General features: G+C 72.2%; 13 protein-coding genes. 5 read left to right on the forward strand and 8 right to left on the reverse strand.

Features of this window, described 5'->3' with window-relative positions; translation table 11 throughout:
- From AB0F10_RS08475 to AB0F10_RS08485, 3 genes are all read left to right on the forward strand, one after another.
- A complete protein-coding gene (locus AB0F10_RS08475) occupies positions 1 to 789 on the forward strand; it encodes an enoyl-CoA hydratase-related protein (protein ID WP_360621437.1) in 789 nt (262 codons plus the stop codon).
- Between the two features lie 91 nt (positions 790 to 880).
- Entirely contained in the window at positions 881 to 1,675 is a 795-nt protein-coding gene (locus AB0F10_RS08480) for a hypothetical protein (RefSeq protein ID WP_360621469.1), read from the forward strand.
- 158 nt (positions 1,676 to 1,833) lie between these two features.
- Entirely contained in the window at positions 1,834 to 3,489 is a 1,656-nt protein-coding gene (locus AB0F10_RS08485; RefSeq protein WP_360621439.1) for a PAS domain-containing protein, read from the forward strand.
- Between the two features lie 176 nt (positions 3,490 to 3,665).
- Here AB0F10_RS08485 and AB0F10_RS08490 read toward each other — a convergent pair whose 3' ends face one another.
- The 4 genes from AB0F10_RS08490 to AB0F10_RS08505 form a co-directional block, all read right to left on the reverse strand.
- The gene (locus tag AB0F10_RS08490) at positions 3,666 to 3,941 is read right to left on the reverse strand and encodes a GlsB/YeaQ/YmgE family stress response membrane protein (protein ID WP_360621441.1); all 276 of its coding nucleotides are present in this window, start codon (positions 3,939 to 3,941) and stop codon (positions 3,666 to 3,668) included.
- 79 nt (positions 3,942 to 4,020) lie between these two features.
- A complete protein-coding gene (lepA, locus tag AB0F10_RS08495) occupies positions 4,021 to 5,898 on the reverse strand; it encodes a translation elongation factor 4 (protein ID WP_360621443.1) in 1,878 nt (625 codons plus the stop codon).
- Between the two features lie 85 nt (positions 5,899 to 5,983).
- Positions 5,984 to 6,937 (reverse strand): transcription elongation factor, encoded by a 954-nt coding sequence (locus AB0F10_RS08500; RefSeq protein ID WP_360621445.1) that lies wholly within the window; start codon positions 6,935 to 6,937, stop codon positions 5,984 to 5,986.
- A gap of 329 nt (positions 6,938 to 7,266) precedes the next feature.
- Positions 7,267 to 7,800 (reverse strand): DUF4240 domain-containing protein, encoded by a 534-nt coding sequence (locus AB0F10_RS08505; RefSeq protein WP_360621447.1) that lies wholly within the window; start codon positions 7,798 to 7,800, stop codon positions 7,267 to 7,269.
- 52 nt (positions 7,801 to 7,852) lie between these two features.
- Here AB0F10_RS08505 and AB0F10_RS08510 point away from each other — a divergent pair, with 52 nt between their 5' ends.
- Both AB0F10_RS08510 and rpsT read left to right on the forward strand, forming a co-directional pair.
- Positions 7,853 to 8,821 (forward strand): phosphotransferase, encoded by a 969-nt coding sequence (locus AB0F10_RS08510; RefSeq protein ID WP_360621449.1) that lies wholly within the window; start codon positions 7,853 to 7,855, stop codon positions 8,819 to 8,821.
- Between the two features lie 338 nt (positions 8,822 to 9,159).
- Positions 9,160 to 9,426 (forward strand): 30S ribosomal protein S20, encoded by a 267-nt coding sequence (rpsT, locus tag AB0F10_RS08515; RefSeq protein ID WP_360621451.1) that lies wholly within the window; start codon positions 9,160 to 9,162, stop codon positions 9,424 to 9,426.
- 716 nt (positions 9,427 to 10,142) lie between these two features.
- Here the strand turns inward: rpsT and AB0F10_RS08520 are convergent.
- The 4 genes from AB0F10_RS08520 to AB0F10_RS08535 form a co-directional block, all read right to left on the reverse strand.
- Positions 10,143 to 10,706 carry a hypothetical protein gene (locus tag AB0F10_RS08520; protein ID WP_360621453.1) on the reverse strand — a complete coding sequence of 188 codons (564 nt, stop codon included), beginning with the start codon at positions 10,704 to 10,706 and terminating at the stop codon, positions 10,143 to 10,145.
- Complete coding sequence (holA, locus tag AB0F10_RS08525; RefSeq protein WP_360621471.1) at positions 10,703 to 11,686, reverse strand: DNA polymerase III subunit delta; 984 nt, start codon at positions 11,684 to 11,686, stop codon at positions 10,703 to 10,705. The genes AB0F10_RS08520 and holA overlap by 4 nt, the downstream gene beginning before the upstream one ends.
- A 284-nt stretch (positions 11,687 to 11,970) precedes the next feature.
- The gene (locus tag AB0F10_RS08530; protein ID WP_360621455.1) at positions 11,971 to 14,382 is read right to left on the reverse strand and encodes a GH92 family glycosyl hydrolase; all 2,412 of its coding nucleotides are present in this window, start codon (positions 14,380 to 14,382) and stop codon (positions 11,971 to 11,973) included.
- A gap of 131 nt (positions 14,383 to 14,513) precedes the next feature.
- On the reverse strand, positions 14,514 to 17,027 hold the full coding sequence (locus AB0F10_RS08535; RefSeq protein WP_360621457.1) for a ComEC/Rec2 family competence protein: 2,514 nt from the start codon (positions 17,025 to 17,027) through the stop codon (positions 14,514 to 14,516).
- Positions 17,028 to 17,077: the final 50 nt, after the last annotated feature.

Here is a 17,077-nt window from a genome sequence, read left to right on the forward strand (position 1 = left end):
ATGGAGCTGGTCCGTACCGCCACCGACGCCGGGGTGGCCACCTTGACGCTGGACAGCCCGGCGAACCGAAATGCCCTTTCCTCCCTGCTGATGCGAGAGCTGCTCGACGCGCTCGGCGCCGCGCTCACGGATCCCGCGGTCCGGGCGGTGGTGATATCGCACACCGGGCCGGTCTTCTGCTCGGGCGCCGACCTGAAGGAGACCGCGGAGGCCCGCAAGACCGGCAAGATACCCGCCGAACTGCTCGCGGACGTGCTGGCGGCGATCTGGGAGTTCCCCAAGCCGGTCCTGGCCCGGATCGCCGGCCCGGCCCGGGCGGGCGGGCTCGGCCTGATCGCGGCCGCGGACATCGCCGTCTGTACCCGGGAGGCGACGTTCGCGTTCTCCGAGGTGCGGCTCGGGGTGATCCCCGCGGTGATCAGTGCCACCGTGCTGCCACGGCTCGCGCCCCGCGCGGCGGCCGAGTTCTACCTGACCGGCGACGTCTTCGACGGCGCACGGGCGGCCGAGATCGGGCTGGTCACGGCCGCCGTGGAGGCCGACCGGCTGGACGCGGCCGTGGCCGCGTACACCCAGGCCCTGGTCCGCGGCGGCCCGCTGGCCCTGGCCGGCACCAAGCAACTGCTGCGCCGGCCGCCCGCCGACACCATCCGGGCGGATCTGGCCGACCTGTCGGAGCGCTCGGCCGGTTATTTCCGATCGGCCGAGGGCATCGAGGGCGTCTCGGCCTTCCGGGAGAAGCGTCCCGCCTCATGGGTCCCGGTGACGCACGACGCAAGCGCTCGTTGACTACGCTTGTCACCTGACGGAGGGAGTGTGCGTGCGGAGAAAGCCGGTTGTGCTGGTCGCTCTGCTCGCGCTCGTCGGCGCCCTCGGGGTCGTGGTCGCCGTCAATTCCATCGGCGGAAACCTGAAGCTGCCGCATATCGGGCCCGAGTGCACGGTGCGCGCCGACGGCGAGGTCACGCTCGATCTGGTCCAGATGGCGAACGCCGCGACGATCGCCGCGGTCGGCGTGCGGCGCAAGATGCCCGAGCGGGCCGTGGTGGTCGCGCTGGCCACCGCCTTCCAGGAGTCCAAGCTGGAAAACCTGGACAACGGCGACCGGGATTCGGTCGGCCTGTTCCAGCAGCGGCCCAGCCAGGGCTGGGGCACCCCGGAGAAGATCCAGGATCCCCGCTACGCCGCGAGCAAGTTCTACTCCTCCCTCAAGAAGGTCAAGGGCTGGGAGCGGATGCGGATCACCGACGCGGCCCAGCGGGTGCAGCGCTCGGCCTACCCGCACGCCTACGAGAAGTGGGCCGACGAGTCCGCGGTGCTCGCCAAGGCGCTGACCGGCGGCGCCATCGGCGCCGTCGAGTGCACGATCACCGGTGAGCCCGCGCTGCGCGGCGCCGCCGCCGCCACCGCGCTGGCGGCCGGCATGCGCCTCGACTGGGGCAGGGGCCTCGACTCCGTCGAGTCGTCGCGGGCCAGCGGCCTGACCGTCACCGTCCAGGACGCCAGGATCGGCTGGCGCTACGCGCACTGGCTCGTCTCGCACGCCAGCGGCACCGGCCTGTCCCGGGTGCGCTACGCCAGCCTCGAGTGGAACGCGCCCGACGGCAGGTGGCAGCCGGTAACCGGCGACCAGGCCGCGGACAACGGCACCGTCGTGGCCGAAGTCTTCAGCTGAACGACTCATCGACGGATGTGAGCAGCAAAGGCTTACTCCTCACCTTCGCATTCACGGCCGCTGGAGGCGTCCGGCACCGGCGGCCGGATGTTCCCTGGTCATAGCGCTGCGTATACATCGTCGTGGACAGACAGCGACCGGGCTGGTACTAGTTATTCGTGCTCCACGCCATCGAATGGGTCCTCCTCGGAGCCGCGAGCGTCACCGCCGTCATCATCGGAGTCAGCCGCTACAAGCCGGCCCGGGTCGGCCCCTGGCTGTTGCTCGCCGCCGCCGTCGCCTCGCTGGCCATCGGTGACGTCTTCTACGCCCTGCAGCGATTCGTGGCCGCGGAATTCTCCTACCTGGCGATGTTCGCCTTCGTCGCGCTGTCTCTGCTGCAGCTGACCCGCGGCGGCGCGATCCTCATGAATCGGGCCCGGCTGATCGACCTGCTCGCCTTCGCGTGCTCGGCGCTGCTGGTCGTGTGGGTCTTCATAATCGGCGACAGCGGACAGTTCGGCATGATCTCGGCCGCCGACGTGATCGGCGGCCTGCTGCTGGTCGGCGTCGCCGTGCGGCTGATCACGGCGGCCTGGTTCAACTGGTCGGCGGTGCTGCTCGGCATCGGCGCGCTGGGCATGCTGGTCAGCGACATCGCCTACCCGACCGCGCCCAGCCCGGTGACCGAGTCCGGCTACATCGTGCTCTACCTGGCCTGGGGCGCCGCGGCGTTACACCCGTCGATGGCCCGGCTGACCGGCCCGATACCGACCCGACCGGTCAAGTGGCAGAGCCACTGGACCGCGCTGCTGGGCATCTCCGTGGCAACGCCGCCGCTGGTCCTGCTGATCGAGGCCGTCTCCGGCACCGTCCGCGACGGCGTGGCGATCGCCGCGGCCGGCGGCCTGACGCTGGTGCTGACGTTCACCAGGCTCTCGGACTCGGTCGCGCAGAACGCCCAGGCGCTGACCCGCGAGCGGGTCCTGCGGGAGGCCACCGCGGCGCTCGTCGCGGCGGCCGACGAGACGGCGGTGGACGAGGCGGTCCGCGCCGCCGTCACCCAGCTGCTGCCCCCGCACGACGTGCGGCGCATCGTGTTCGCCGCGGACGACCGCCAGCTCACCCTGGCCGCCCTGCCCGCGGCGCAGACGGGTCCCCGCCCCCGGAGCTGGTGGCTGGACGAGCAGAAGAAGACCGACGACCAGGGCGCGGCCGAGGCCACCCTGGTCTGTCCGCTGTGGCTGGAACCGCTGGCGGTGGCCCGCCCGAACGGCGGCGCGCTGGTGCTGTCGGGCCGCATGGACATGCTGACCGCCAGCCGCGACGCCCTCGAGGTGCTGGCCGGGCAGGCCGCGCTGGCCCTGGACCGGATCTCGCTGGTCGAGGCGGTGGGCCGCCGCGACAGCGACCTGTACCTGCGTGCGGTGATCCGCAACACCGCCGACGTCATGCTCGTCATCGACGAGGACCAGCAGATCCGGTATGCGAGCCCCGCGCTGCGCGAGCTGATCGGCGTGGCCGAACTGCCGCCGTTCGCCACGCTGCACGACCTGGTCCACCCCGACGACCGCGGCCAGGTGCGCCGGGCGCTGCGCGACGAGGGCGACGGGGTGGTTTACTGCGCGCTGCAGCGCACGGACGAGCGCCAGATCCTGGTCGAGGCGACCTACCGCGACCTGCGTGACGACCGCCTGGTGCAGGGCTATGTGGTGACGATGCGGGACGTCACGCATTCGCACGACCCGATGGATCGGGTGCCGCACCTGGCGAACGTGGACGGGCTGCCCGCCTGGGTCAACCGCCGCAGCGCCCAGCACAAGTTCCGCTACTGACCCGCGGGCGCTTCCCGTCGGGGCGCGCCCTTTCGTCCCGCCGCCGCTTCCCGTCCCAGCGCGCCTCCCGTCCCAGCGCGCCTTCTCGTTCCGGCGCTCGGGATGCGGCGATCTGTGATTGGGCGCGCCGAAGCCCCGGACCAGGAGGCCCGGGGCTTCGGTCGTTGTCGCCTTGGTCAGCGGGTGATGCGGCGACGGCCGCCGGTGCCGACCACCAGGGCCACACCGATCGCGGCCAGCACGACCTGGAACGCCAGCTCGATCCAGTCGATGCCGTTGGTCGAGTCCACGCCGAAGGCTCGGGCGAGCACCGTGCCCAGCAGCGCGGCGACGACACCGATGACCATGGTCAGCCAGATCGGGATGTTCTGCTTACCGGGTACGACCAGGCGGCCGAGCGCGCCGATGATCAGGCCGACGATGAGAGCGGTGATGATGCCGGTGATGCTCATGGGGGTCCCCCTCGGGTCGAGAAGCTGTCGCGTTCGTCTGACCCGAGGAATTCCCGTGCTTTCCGGAACCCAAACCGATCTACTTCTTGGAGCCCTTACTTTCACCCGAGTCGGACGTCGACAGCGCGGCGATGAAGGCCTCCTGCGGCACCTCGACGCGGCCGACCATCTTCATCCGCTTCTTGCCTTCCTTCTGCTTCTCCAGCAGCTTGCGCTTACGGCTGATGTCACCGCCGTAGCACTTGGCGAGGACGTCCTTGCGGATGGCGCGGATCGTCTCCCGGGCGATGATCCGGCTGCCGATGGCCGCCTGGATCGGCACCTCGAACTGCTGCCGCGGGATGAGCTTCTGCAGCTTCGCCGCGATGGTGACGCCGTAGTTGTAGGCCTTGTCCTTGTGCACGATCGCGCTGAACGCGTCGACGGGCTCGCCGTGCAGCAGGATGTCGACCTTGACCAGCTCGGCGGCCTGCTCGCCCGAGGGCTCGTAGTCGAGCGACGCGTAGCCCTTGGTCTTGGACTTCAGCTGGTCGAAGAAGTCGAAGATGATCTCGCCGAGCGGCAGCGTGTAGCGCAGCTCCACCCGCTCGGTGGACAGGTACTCCATGCCGAGCAGCTGACCCCGGCGGCTCTGGCAGAGCTCCATGACCGCGCCGACGAACTCGTTGGGAACGAGGACCGTGGCCCGAACCGTCGGCTCATGGATCTCGGCGATCTTGCCCTCGGGGAACTCGCTCGGGTTGGTGACGACGAACTCCGCGGCATCCTCGGTGAAGACCCGGTAGACCACGTTGGGCGCGGTGGAGATCAGGTCGAGGTTGAACTCGCGTTCGAGCCGCTCGCCGATGATCTCGAGGTGCAGCAGGCCGAGGAAGCCACACCGGAAGCCGAACCCGAGCGCCGTGCTCGTCTCCGGCTCGTAGGTCAGCGAGGCATCGTTGAGCTGCAGCTTGTCGAGCGCGTCCCGCAGCGCCGGATAATCCGAGCCGTCGATCGGGTAGAGGCCGGAATAGACCATCGGCTTCGGGTCGGAGTAGCCGCCCAGCGCCTGCTGCGCCGGCCGGTTGTTGCCGGTGACGGTGTCGCCGACCCGGGACTGGCGAACGTCCTTCACGCCGGTGATGAGGTAGCCGACCTCGCCGACGCCGAGGGCGCCGGCCTTCTCCATCTCGGGCGAGACGACGCCGATCTCCAGCAGCTCGTGCACGGCCCCGGTGGACATCATCTTGATCCGGTCCCGGGCCTCGATCCGCCCGTCGATGACCCGGACGTAGGTGACGACCCCGCGGTAGACGTCGTACACCGAGTCGAAGATCATCGCGCGGGCCGGCGCGGCGGCGTCACCGACCGGCGGCTGGAACTGGCGGACGACCTCGTCCAGCAGGTGCGCCACCCCGACGCCGGTCTTGCCGGAGACCCGGAGCACGTCCGACGGCTCGCAGCCGATCAGCTTCGCGAGCTCCTCGGCGTACTTCTCGGGCTGAGCGGCCGGCAGGTCGATCTTGTTGAGCACCGGGATGATGTGCAGGTCGTTCTCCATCGCCAGGTACAGGTTGGCGAGGGTCTGCGCCTCGATGCCCTGCGCCGCGTCGACGAGCAGAACCGCGCCCTCGCAGGCGGCCAGGCTGCGGGAGACCTCATAGGTGAAGTCGACGTGCCCCGGCGTGTCGATCATGTTGAGGACCGCGGTGTCGCCCGTGCGATCGCCCTCCCGGACGACCCAGGGCATCCGCACGGCCTGGCTCTTGATGGTGATGCCGCGCTCGCGCTCGATGTCCATCCGGTCGAGATACTGCGCGCGCATCTGCCGTGGGTCGACCACGCCGGTGATCTGCAGCATCCGGTCGGCCAGGGTCGACTTCCCGTGGTCGATGTGCGCAATGATGCAGAAGTTGCGGATGCGACCCGGATCGGTCGCTCCGATGATGTTCACGCCGGGGTCGAGCGGTCCAGGCACGATCGTCCGTTCTTCTCAAGCGAGCTGGCTACCGACGGAGACGCCGGCAACGTCTATCGTCCCACGCCGCCACCGAGCGCCAGGATCACACCCGGTCGAGGGGCAGATGAGGCGATTCGGGAAGGTCGACGCTGATCCGATCCCCGGGCCGGATCGTGCCGCCGTGCAGGACCACCGCCATGACCCCCGCCTTACGGACCAAATTTCCCCGGCCGTCCCGGCCGAGGACGTGTTTAAGCAGGCCGGCGCGGTAGCCGTTGATCTGGTTACAGGGGTTACGAAGCCCGGTGACAATCACCGCCGGGCGCGGAGCCCCCTCACCCACCTCCGAGTTCCCGGCCCCCTTCCCGGCCGGACTCCCAGCCAGATTCCCGGCGGAGCTCCCGGCTGGATTCCCGGCCAGGTTGCCGGCTGAGCTCTTGGCCTGGCTCCCGGCTGGGTTCTTGGCTGGGCTTTCAGTTAGGTACTCGGCCTCGATCCGCGCCGCGAGGACCGCCACCACGGCGGCGATCGCGTCGCCGGTATCCGCAGCGGCCGCGGCCGCGACAACGGCGGCGGCGCGCTCCACCGGCCCGACCGGACCCGCCGCACCGTCCGCGCACCCGGCCCGAACCGCCGCACCGTCCGGGGGCCCCGTGGTGGTTGCGGCAGCGGCCGCACCGACCGGCGGCGGACCGAAGCGCAGAATCGTGCCGACCGGCAGACCGAGCAGGTCGAGCCCGACGGTGGTGACGTTCTCCCCCAGGCCACCCGCCGGCACCTCGTACCCCTGCGTGCGCACCTCGTCATGCAGTTCGGCGTGGATGAGGTGGACCTGGCGCAGGTTCGGCTGGGTCGGGTCCGCCGCAACCCGGCCCCTGTGCTTGACCGTTGTGCCCGCGTGCACGTCACCCGCCACGCCGAGGCCGGCCACCAGAGTGATCTCGCCCCGCGTCGGTTTCGTGAACGAATACACGTCATTGCAGCTCACCGAGGCGACGACGCCCGGTTCCGCTCCGACAATCCCGGCAACCGCCGGCTTCCGCTGATAGACGCCCATGGACCCGATTCTGCCCAGGCGACATCGTCTCCTCGACCCCGTTTCCCACCGCGTGGCTATCGGCTGGCATCCCCCGGCCTCTCGACCACGTCCCGCCGCGCCCGCTCCCGGCCGGGCCTCCGCCACCATCGCCGGGCCTCCGCCACCATCGCCGGGTCGGCCCGCCATCGCCGGGTCGGCCCGCGGGCCGAGGGTGGCGCCGAGCGCTCAACCGCGAGGCCCAAGACCCGGCCGCCAAGGTCTCCGGCAGCCGCGCCGCACCGGCACACCGGCACCGACCTCAGTCGGCGACGGCGGCGCGGCCGGAGTGAATGTGCGCCACGGATCAGTCAGTCCGGCGGCTCCAGGAACAGCTCGGAGAGGCGGGGCAGGCGCCGTTGCATCTCTTCCTCGTTGTCGAAGTCCCACAGCATCGCCGCGTCCGGCCTGCTCGGCGCCGTCGTCCTCGCGGGCAGCTCCGAGCCCGTGGCCTGCCGGTGCGCCTCTTCCGCGATGGCCAGCACCTCCTCGGCCTCGAAGACCGCGCCCGTCGACGCGGCGGCGCGCACCGCCGGGAGGTCGGCAAGCGAGTCGGGCTCGCGGACGGCCCGGGCCACCACCTCCCGGCCGTTGGCGATCAGCCAGCCCCGGAAGTTGTCGAAGCCGTCGTCGGAGCAGCCCCCGTTGATCAGGTAGGCCGCCGCCCACAGGTCCTCCTTGCCGGAGGCCGCCATGACCTTGTCGAGGTGGAGGCCCCACGCCACGATCTCGGCGGGGTCGCGGGCGGCCAGGTCTGCGATGGCGCGCTTGGCCACCTCGTCAGGCGAACCCGGCCGGTCGGCGGTCGCCCGGTCGATGACCGTCCAGAAGTCGTCCGTTCTCATGGCCACAGCCTGCCAGCCGGGTACGACAGGAACGGGGAGGCAGGATGGGGACATGCGCGCGGTGTCCCTCCCCGAGGTTGCCTACGGTGCTACGGCCGTACGCCCGGATTGGGGTGAGCTGCCCGCGGGCCTGCGGGATGCGATCAGCGCGCGGCTCGGCGGCCCCGTCACGGCCGCGGTCAGCGCGGGCGGCGGCTTCACCCGCGCCTTCGCGGCCCTGCTCACGACGGCCTCCGGGGATCGGGCGTTCGTCAAGGCCGCACCGCTGACCGAGCCGCTCTCCGATTGGTACGCGCGTGAGGCTGCGATCACCGCCGCCCTGCCGCCGGAGGTGCCGGCCGCCCGGCCGCGGTGGACGCTGGCAGCCGAGGGGCACTTCGTGCTGTGCCTCGAGGCGGTCGAGGGCCGCCTGCCCGCGCTGCCCTGGGCGCCCGCCGACCTGTCCGCCGCACTGTCCGCGTGGGAGGCGTCGGCGGCGGCGTTGAGCAGGCCCTCCGCCGAGCTGCTCGGTCTCGGCCTGCCAGCGCTCGGCGACATCGTGCGCGACGAGTTGTCCTGGTGGTCCGAGATCGCGGGCGGGCGCGCGCCCCTGCCACCCGCGCCGGCCTGGGTGCCCGGGCGGCTGGACGAGCTGGCCGCGCTGGAACGAGGACTGCCGGCCCTGGTCGCGGGGCCCGGCATGCTGCACGGCGACCTGCGGGTGGACAACCTCCTCCTCGACCGCGGCGGCAAGGCGTGGCTCTGCGACTGGACCTGGCCGTGCCTGGGCGAGCCGTGGTTCGACACGGTGACGCTGCTGATCACGGCGTACGCGAGCGGGCTGGACGTCGACGCCGCTCTGTCCGGTTGGCACGCACCACCCGCGGGTGTCGACGGCGCCCTGGCCGCGCTCGGCGGATATTGGCTGACACGTGCCGCCGGAGGACCGAGCAGTGCTTCGCCACACAGCCGCCAGCATCAGCGCTTCAGCGGCGAACAGGCCCTCGGCTGGCTCGCCGAACGCCGCGGCTGGGCCTCCTAGGCGCAACCACGACCTTCACGCCCCCGTCAACTAGGGACCGACCCGCCCTCGCCGGCACCACCCCACTATGGCTGATACTGGTACTTTTCGGTCAGTGCCGTCGGGCGTGCCGATGCTGGGCCACCTTGATCAGACGGCCCGGCGGCCCGGTCAAACGCCGGTGACCACCCGCGCCACCTGGGCTTTCTTCGCCGCGTCGAGGCGCCGTGGGGCCCAGCGATTTGGGTGGCGCCGAGCAGGCCTGATACATTGGTTCGTCGCGTGTGGTGACGTTGCTTTTGGCTGCGATCGCCACCGTCCGAGTACATCATCCGAACTAGTCAGGACAAGGCTGTCGCGTGGCGAACATCAAGTCCCAGATCAAGCGCAACCGGCAGAACGAGAAGGCCCGGCTGCGCAACAAGTCGGTCAAGTCGTCGCTCAAGACCGCGATTCGCAAGCTGAACGAGGCGAGCGAGGCCGGTAACAGCGAGACGGCCACCGTGCTGCTGCGTGACGCCTCGCGCCAGCTCGACAAGGCCGTGAGCAAGGGCGTCATCCACAAGAACCAGGCGGCGAACCGCAAGTCGGCCATCGCCAAGCGGGTCGCCTCGCTGTCTGCCTGACCGCAGGCTGGTCATATAGACCGCACCTCCGGGCACCGCAGGACCTTCGGGTTCAGCGGTGCCTGAGTTGTATCCACCTACCGGTGGCCGAGCGCAGCAGCGACACGCCAGGCAGCGTCGCAGATCGGCTTGGGGGACGAACCCGGCAGCCCTGTTCTTGGCGCACCTCGGCCCGCCCGGCCGCTTGCCCGGGGTTCGCCGGCTCCGGCCTGGGAGCAGCAGCAGAACGCCGCCGCGCGGGGCCATGCTGTCTCGCCCGGCGGCCTACGCGGCGCAGCGGGAGCTCACCCGGCCGCCGACCTCCGAAAGCCCCGGCAACACGAACCGAGACCTATCCCTGCCGCCGACCTCCCACTGTCCCCGGCCGCATGAACCGAGACCTATCCCGGTCAGCGACCTCCGAGGACATCCCGGGAGCAGGCACCGGGACCTATCCAGCCGCCGGCTCCGAGGACCCAGCAACAGTGCCGGCCGGCCGCGACCTCCGAGACCCCAGCAACAGGCACCACCGCGCCGCCGACCTCCGAGGACCTCGGCAACAGGCACCGGGACTTATCCCGGCTGCCGACCTTCGAGAACGCCGCTGACCGCAGACAACCGGATCCGAGCCGGCCACCGACCTCCGGGCGCCCGGCAGCACGAACCGCAGCCCTGCGACCAATGATCACCGTTGGTAATTGCCGCTGGCCGAGATGCTGCTCACGGCGGACCGCGGGTTACTCGTAGCGGCGCGCGGCCGACTGGCGGGCCCTCTGCTGGCGGTCGTCCAGTGGCTCCACCCACTGCCAGGCGACCGGCGGCTCGTTCAGGGCGATCGCGTCGATCATCGACGGCGGCGGCGTCCATCGGTCGCCTATGGGGCCTCCGGGCACCGCCGCGTGCCGGATCTCCGTGGAACGCAGCGCCGAGGCGCCGCCGAGCTGGGAGGCCGCGATCATCGAGGCGGACAGCCGCACCGTCTCCGCCGCCGCGTGTTCCGATGCGCGGGCGACCGAGTGCACGCCGCCCGCCGGCCGCGTGATGCCGCGCCGGATCAGCTTTCCCGCCACCACGTCGTTGAGCTTGACCATCACCGCGACCATCGCCGGCAGGACCAGCACGCCCCACCAGCTGACCAGCTCGGCCAGCGCCAGCAGGATGCCCAGCGCCACGGCGCCCTCGAGGAACACGAAGCAGAGGAAGCCGCTGGGCGCCAAGTATTGAAGACCCAGCATGCGGGCGTAAAGCGGTTGCTGGCGGGCCTCGTCGCGGGACATTCCGGCGCGCCGCGACCGGCTCATCGCGCACCTCCGGATCGGCGCGCGGCGGCGACGGCGAAGACCGCCTGCTCCAGCGCGTAGCCGCGGTCCTCGGCGCCGCCCTTGACCGCCGCGTTGCAGTCGGCGGCCGCGCGCATCGCGTCGACCAGGCCCTCCGGGGTCCAGCCTCGGCTGCGTTCCTGGGCCTTCTGGATCTTCCACGCGGGCATGCCCAGCGAACTGGCCATCTGGTATGGATTGCCGCGGCCCGCCGAGGCCACCCGCGCGACCGTGCGCACGCCGTCGGCGATGGCGTCCGCGATCGGCACCGGGTCGACGCCGACGTGCAGCGCCCAGCGCAACGCCTCGAGCGCGCCCGGCACGTCGCCGACCATGGCCGCGTCGGCCACCGCGAAGCCGCTGACCTCGGCCCGGCCCTTGTAGTAGCGCGCCACCACGTCCGCAGTCATCTTGCCGTCGGTGTCGGCGAGCAGCTGGGAGCAGGCGGCGGCAATCTCGCGCAGGTCGCTGCCCACGGCCGCGAGCAGCGCGGATGCGGCCTGCTCGTCGCAGCGGCCGCCGTGACGCCGGAACTCGTCGCGCACGAACGCGATCCGCTCGCGGTCGCCCTTGAGCTTCGCCACGGGCACGACCGTCGCGCCGGCCGTGCGCAGCCCGTCCGCGAACGCCTTGCCCTTGGCGCCGCCGACGTGGGCGACGATCAGCGTGACTTCCGGATCGGGATTCTTCGCATATGCCAGCAGCGCGGCGACGAGGTCCTTGCGCGCGTCCTGCCCGCTGCGGATCACCAGCACCCGCCGCCCGCCGAACAGCGACGGGCTGAGCATCTCGGCGACCTCGCCGGCGCTGAGGGCGCCCGCCTCATACTCACGGACGTCGGCGCCCGGCTCGTCGGCCCGTGCGGCGGCGACCGCCGCGGCGATCGCCCGGGCGGCGAGCAACTCCTCGTCGCCTTGGACGAGCAACAACGAGGCGGGTGGGGCGGTGTTCACGTCCGAAATCTTCGCACGAAGGCCTGACGCTTCCGCAGAGCTCACTCCTTTGCGCAGCCCTCCAGGCACCGAACGCGAAAGCAGACATATCGGTGATCCGCCATGCGGTTCCGGTCGTAATGGTTCTCGATCAGGCTGAATGTCTGCCTTGTGAGGCGAACGTGATCCGACGCACATACGAACCGATCGCCCTGGGTCGAATCGCACTCTCGGGCTAATCCGGGCGTGTCGCAGGCTGCGGACGCCGGTAGGCAGACGCGACGGGACCCCGGTCGCGGCGGCCTCCCGGGCGCTCAGTGGTCCTTCGGCAGATCCGGGCCCGCGGTCGCCCAGGTCGTGTTCGCGGTGGCGCCCAGCGTGAAGGTCACCGTGCCGCCGAGCTGCAGGTACGACTCCGGCAGCCAGGAGCGCCGCAGCGTCGACCCGTTCAGCTTGACGCCCTGGACGTACGTGTCGGCGCTGCTGGCATTGATCGTGAGGCGGACGCCGTTGCTGCGATCGATCACCACGCGGCTGAAGACAGGGCTGCCGAGCAGCAGTTCCGCGCGGCCCGGCACCTGCGGGAAGAGGCCGATCGCGGCGAAGACGTACCAGGAGCTCATCGTGCCGAGGTCGTCGTTGCCCGGCAGCCCGCCGGGCCCGGTCCCGTACGCGGTGTCGACGATCTGCCGCACCGTCGCCTGTGTCTTCCACGGCTGGCCGAGCCCGTTGTAGAGCCACGGCGCGTGGATGCCCGGCTCGTTGGTCGGGTCGTACCGCAGCGCGTTCCCGCCGAGCACCGCCCAGTTGCCGCTCTCGTCGTGGAAGAAGGCGTCGAGGCGCGTCGCCGCCGCGGACCGGCCGCCCATCAGCGTGGCCAGCCCGGACACGTCCTGCGGCACCATCCAGGTGTACGTGGCACTGGCGCCCTGCGCGAAGCCGACGTCCGTGGACGGCGTGAATCCGCCCTGCCAGCTGCCGTCCGCCCGCCGCGCCGCCTGATAGCCGACCGCCGGGTTGAACGTGTTCTTCCAGTAGTCCCCGCGCGGCAGCAACTGCCGGTACAGGTCGTTACGCCCGGCCCGCCGAGCCCACATCGCCAGCGAGAAGTCGGCGAGCGAGTCCTCCAGCGTCTCGGCGGCACCGCCCCAGCAGTGGCAGATGTCGTTGGCCGCGTACTTCAGCGCCAGGTAGGTGGCGAGCGTCGGGCGCTGGCCGAGGCACTGCCCCGGGCATCCGATGTCGGAGAGCGCGTCCGGGTTCTGCACCGTGGCCTGTTTGACCAGCGACGCGAGCGCGGCGTCGACGTCGAAGTCGCGCGCACCCATCGCGTAGTAGGTGGCCAGCGTCGGCGCGGCCGGGTCCCCGGTCATGACGTGGGTGGGTGCGCCGAGGTGCAGCCACCGGTCCCAGACGCCGTTGTTCTGCGTGGCGAAGTCCAGCATCGACTGGGCCATGTCGCCGGCGACGTCCGGCCGCAGCAGGGCCAGCAACTGGATCTGCGCCCGGTACTGGTCCCAGCCGGAGAAGGTGCCGTAGGCGGCCTGCTGGCCGGGCCGGATGCGGTAGACCCGCAGGTCGGCGCCGAGGTAGCGGCCGTCGATGTCGTTCATGGTCTGCGGCTGCATGAGCGAGTGGTAGACCGCGGTGTAGAAGGCCTTCGTCCGGGCCTCGGTGCCGCCGCCGACGCCGATGCGCCCGAGTTCGGTGTTCCAGGCGTCCCGGGTGGCCGCCGCGACGGAGTCGACGGTCGCCGTGTCCGGCACCTCGGCGTCGCGGTTGGCCGCGGCGCCGGCCCGGCTCACGTACGAGATGCCGACCCGCATCCGCACGTCGCCGCCGGCCGCCGTGTCGAAGCCGACCCAGCCGCCGGAGCCCTTCCCGGCCCGGTCCGCGCCGGTGAGGTAGCCCTCTCCCCCGGTCGCCGTGGTGCCGCCGGGGGTGATCGTCGAGTTCTGCCAGGTCCCGGTCCGGGCGAAGTCACGGTCGAAGACCGCGCTGAAGTACAGGCGGTAGTAGGAGCGCCGGTTCGGGTTGGTCGCACCGCCGCCGTTGCCCCGCCGCCCGCAGAAGCCGCCGGTCAGCACCGAGCCGGTCACCGTACGGGTGGCGGCGTCGATGTCGATCTGGGCGTCCTCGCTGCCGTTGAGCGAGTTCGACGTGCGGAACAGCAGGTTCGCCGCGGAGCCGGCGGGGAACGAGAAGTCCCCGATGCCGGCCCGGGTGCTCACCGCGAGATCGGTCCGCACGCCGTTGTCCAGCCCGACGGTGTAGCGCCCGGGGCCGGCCGACTCGTTGGCGTGCGAGAACGTCGACACGTACCGCTGGTCGCGGGTGTCGGCGGTGGGCGAGGTGGTCACGTCACCCACGAACGGCATGATCGGCACGTCGCCGGCCGCGCCGGGGCTGCAGCCGGCGCCGTTGACGTGCGTCAGGCTGAAGCCGCGCAGCTTGGTCACGTTGTAGTCGTAGCCGTTCGACGCGGGCGCGCCGGTCTGGTCGCCGGTGGTGTTCGTCGGGCTCCAGGCGATCATGCCGAACGGCCGGGTGGCGCCGGGCCAGGTGTTGCCGCCGCGGGTGGTGCCGACGAACGGGTCCACGTAGCTCGCCGGGTCTTCGACCAGCGGCACCGGCGCGGGCGCGGCGGCGGCCGGGACGGCCGGGAGCAGCGTCGCGATCAGGACCGCACCCACCGCCCCGGCGAGCGCGGCACGTGCGCGTGACATCGACATGCGTCAGCCTTTCCGAGGGTACGCAGACCCTACGACGACGTAGATGATCACCGATACATTCACGCCCTTCCGCGGAGTGAACGCTGCACGAACCGTCATCGGCGCCGCCCGCGTGAACGGCTTCGTCAGGAGTCGGGCGGGTCGCCGCGGGCGACGACGGCAAGGCCCCCATCGGTGCTGACCGCGGCCAGGTCACCGCCCTCATCGGTACGCAGCACGCGCGCCCCACCGCGGCTGAGCCGGTCGAGGAGTCCGGCATTCGGGTGCCCGTAGTCGTTGTGTGCCCCCACACTGACGAGCGCCACGGCGGGATCGACGGCCTCGACGAACTCCGGCGACTGGTACGCGCTGCCGTGGTGCGCGACCTTCAGCACGTCGGCTCGCAGGGCGGCCGCCCCGGCGTGCCCGAGCAGTTCCTGCTGCTCCTCGGTCTCGGCGTCGCCCGGCAGCAGCAGCGTCCGCCCGCCGACCCGGGCCCGCAGCACGAGCGAGTTGTTGTTGGGATCGGAACTGGTCCCGTGCAACGGCCGGTACGGCCCGAGCACCGTCACCTCGAGCCCGCCGACCCGGTAGGACCAGCCGGGGCCGGCTGTCAGCATCGGGGTGCGCGCCCCGGCGGCCTGCGCGGCGACGAGGGCCCGGCCGCCCGGCGGGTCGGGCCAGTCGGGCGTGACGACGGCGGAGACGACCCGGTTCCGGAAGACCCCGGCGACCCCGCCGATGTGGTCGACGTGGAAATGGCTGACGACGAAGAGCACGACCCGGCGCACGCCGAGCCGCCGCAGGCAGTGGTCGACGGGCGTCGGCTCCGGCCCGGCATCGACCACGACAGCCCGGCCGGCCCCGGCGGGCAACACCACGGCGTCGCCCTGCCCGACCGCGCAGACGACGATCAGCCAGCGCGGCGGCGGCCAGCCGGAGGCGAGCAGCCGTACGGGGAAGGTGCCGAGCATGGCACCGGCGCAGAGCACCGCGACGAGGCGCCGGACGAGCGGCCGTCGAGCGGCGAGGAGCAGTGCGACCGTGACGACGCCGAGCAGCAGCGCGCCGAGCACGCCGCCGGGCCACGGCAGCGCACCGGCGGGCAACCGGGCGCCGTAGGTGGCGACGATGACGAGCCACCGCGCCGGCCACTGCCCCACCCAGGCGGTGAACTCCGCGCCGGCCGGCCACACCGGCGACAGCACGGCGGCGGAGACGCCGAGCAGGGTGGCGGGCGCGATCGCCGGCACGACCAGAAGATTCGCCGGCACGGCGACGATGCTCACCGATCCGGAGATCCCGGCGACGACGGGGCCGCACGCCACCTGCGCGGCGGCCGGAACGGCCAGGGCCTCGGCGGCGCCGGGTGGCCAACCCCGGTCGCGCAGGGCGTCACGCCACTTCGGAGCGAGCAGCAGCAGGCCGCCGGTCGCCAGCACGGAGAGCGCGAAGCCCACGTCACCGGCGAGTTCCGGGTCGACGATGATCAGGACGGCCACCCCGGCGGCGAGCGCGGGCAGCGCCGCCCGGGGACGCCCCGCCGCGAGCCCGAGCAGTCCGATCGCCCCCATCGCGGCGGCCCGCACCACGCTCGGTGACGGCCGCGCCAGAATCACGAACCCGACCAGCGCCACGGCGCAGACCAGCGCGGTGACGATCGGCCCGGCCCTGGTCCACCGCACCGCGAACAGCACCACGCCGAGAATGATCGCCACGTTGGCCCCGCTGACCGCGTTGAGGTGCGTCATCCCGGTCGCCCGGAAGTCCTCCTCCAGGGCGGGATCGAGGCGGCTGGTGTCGCCGACGACCAGCCCCGGCAGCAGCCCGCCGACGTCGCCGGGCAGCGGCGCGCACGCCCGCTGCAGCCCGGCCCGCAGTGCACCGGCGCCGCGCTGGGCCCATGAGGGTCGCCCGCGCAGCCGCGGCGGATCGTCGGACGACAGCACGGCGGCGCGCAGGTCACCGCCGCGCGGCGCCAGCAGTCTGCCCGCCGCCGAGGCCCGCTGGCCGGGCAGCAGCACCTTCCACCCGGGATCGGAGCCGAGCACCAGTGCCCGCGCCGAAAGCCGCAAACGGGGAGCGTCGCCGGGGTAGACGGCCGTGAGGTCGACCGCGACCAGGTAGGTGGCGGGCAGTCCCGGCGATCCCCGCAGGGCCCGCGGATCGTCCCGCACCACGAGGTCGACCCGCACGGTGGCACCCCCGTCGACGAGCGCGGCCAGCGGTCCGGCCTCCCGCACACTCACCCGCGCCGCCGTGGCGACGGCACCGCACCCGGCCCCGAGCAGAGCGGCGGCCACCAGCCACCGAAGCGCACCCGCCACCCGCCGAGCGGACCGAACGCCGCGCAGCGGCCCCGGCAAGGCCCCGGCAGACCTACCTGGCGGCCCCCCGACCAGCCCCGGCGCCGCCCCGGCAGACCTGCCAGGCAACCGCCCGGCCAACCCCGTCGCGGCCCGCGGAGGTCTGCCGGGTGACCGCCCGGTCAGCGCCGTCGCGGCCCCGGCGGTCAGCGCCGCGCCGCCGGCGATCAGGCCGGCGCGGGCGGACAGGTAGAGCGCGGCGAGGGCGGAGAGCCACACCGCCACCGCGAAGCCGGCCAGGCGCAGGTCCGGAGGGCGCCGGCCGGCCCGGTCCGCGCCGGCCCGGCCGGTCATACCGTCAGCAGGTGGTTGTGTTGGTCGAAGCGGGCCGTGCCGATGCCCGC

Origin of the sequence: Actinoplanes sp. NPDC026623, from assembly GCF_040638275.1 — a bacterium.
Classification (GTDB): Bacteria; Actinomycetota; Actinomycetes; order Mycobacteriales; family Micromonosporaceae; genus Actinoplanes.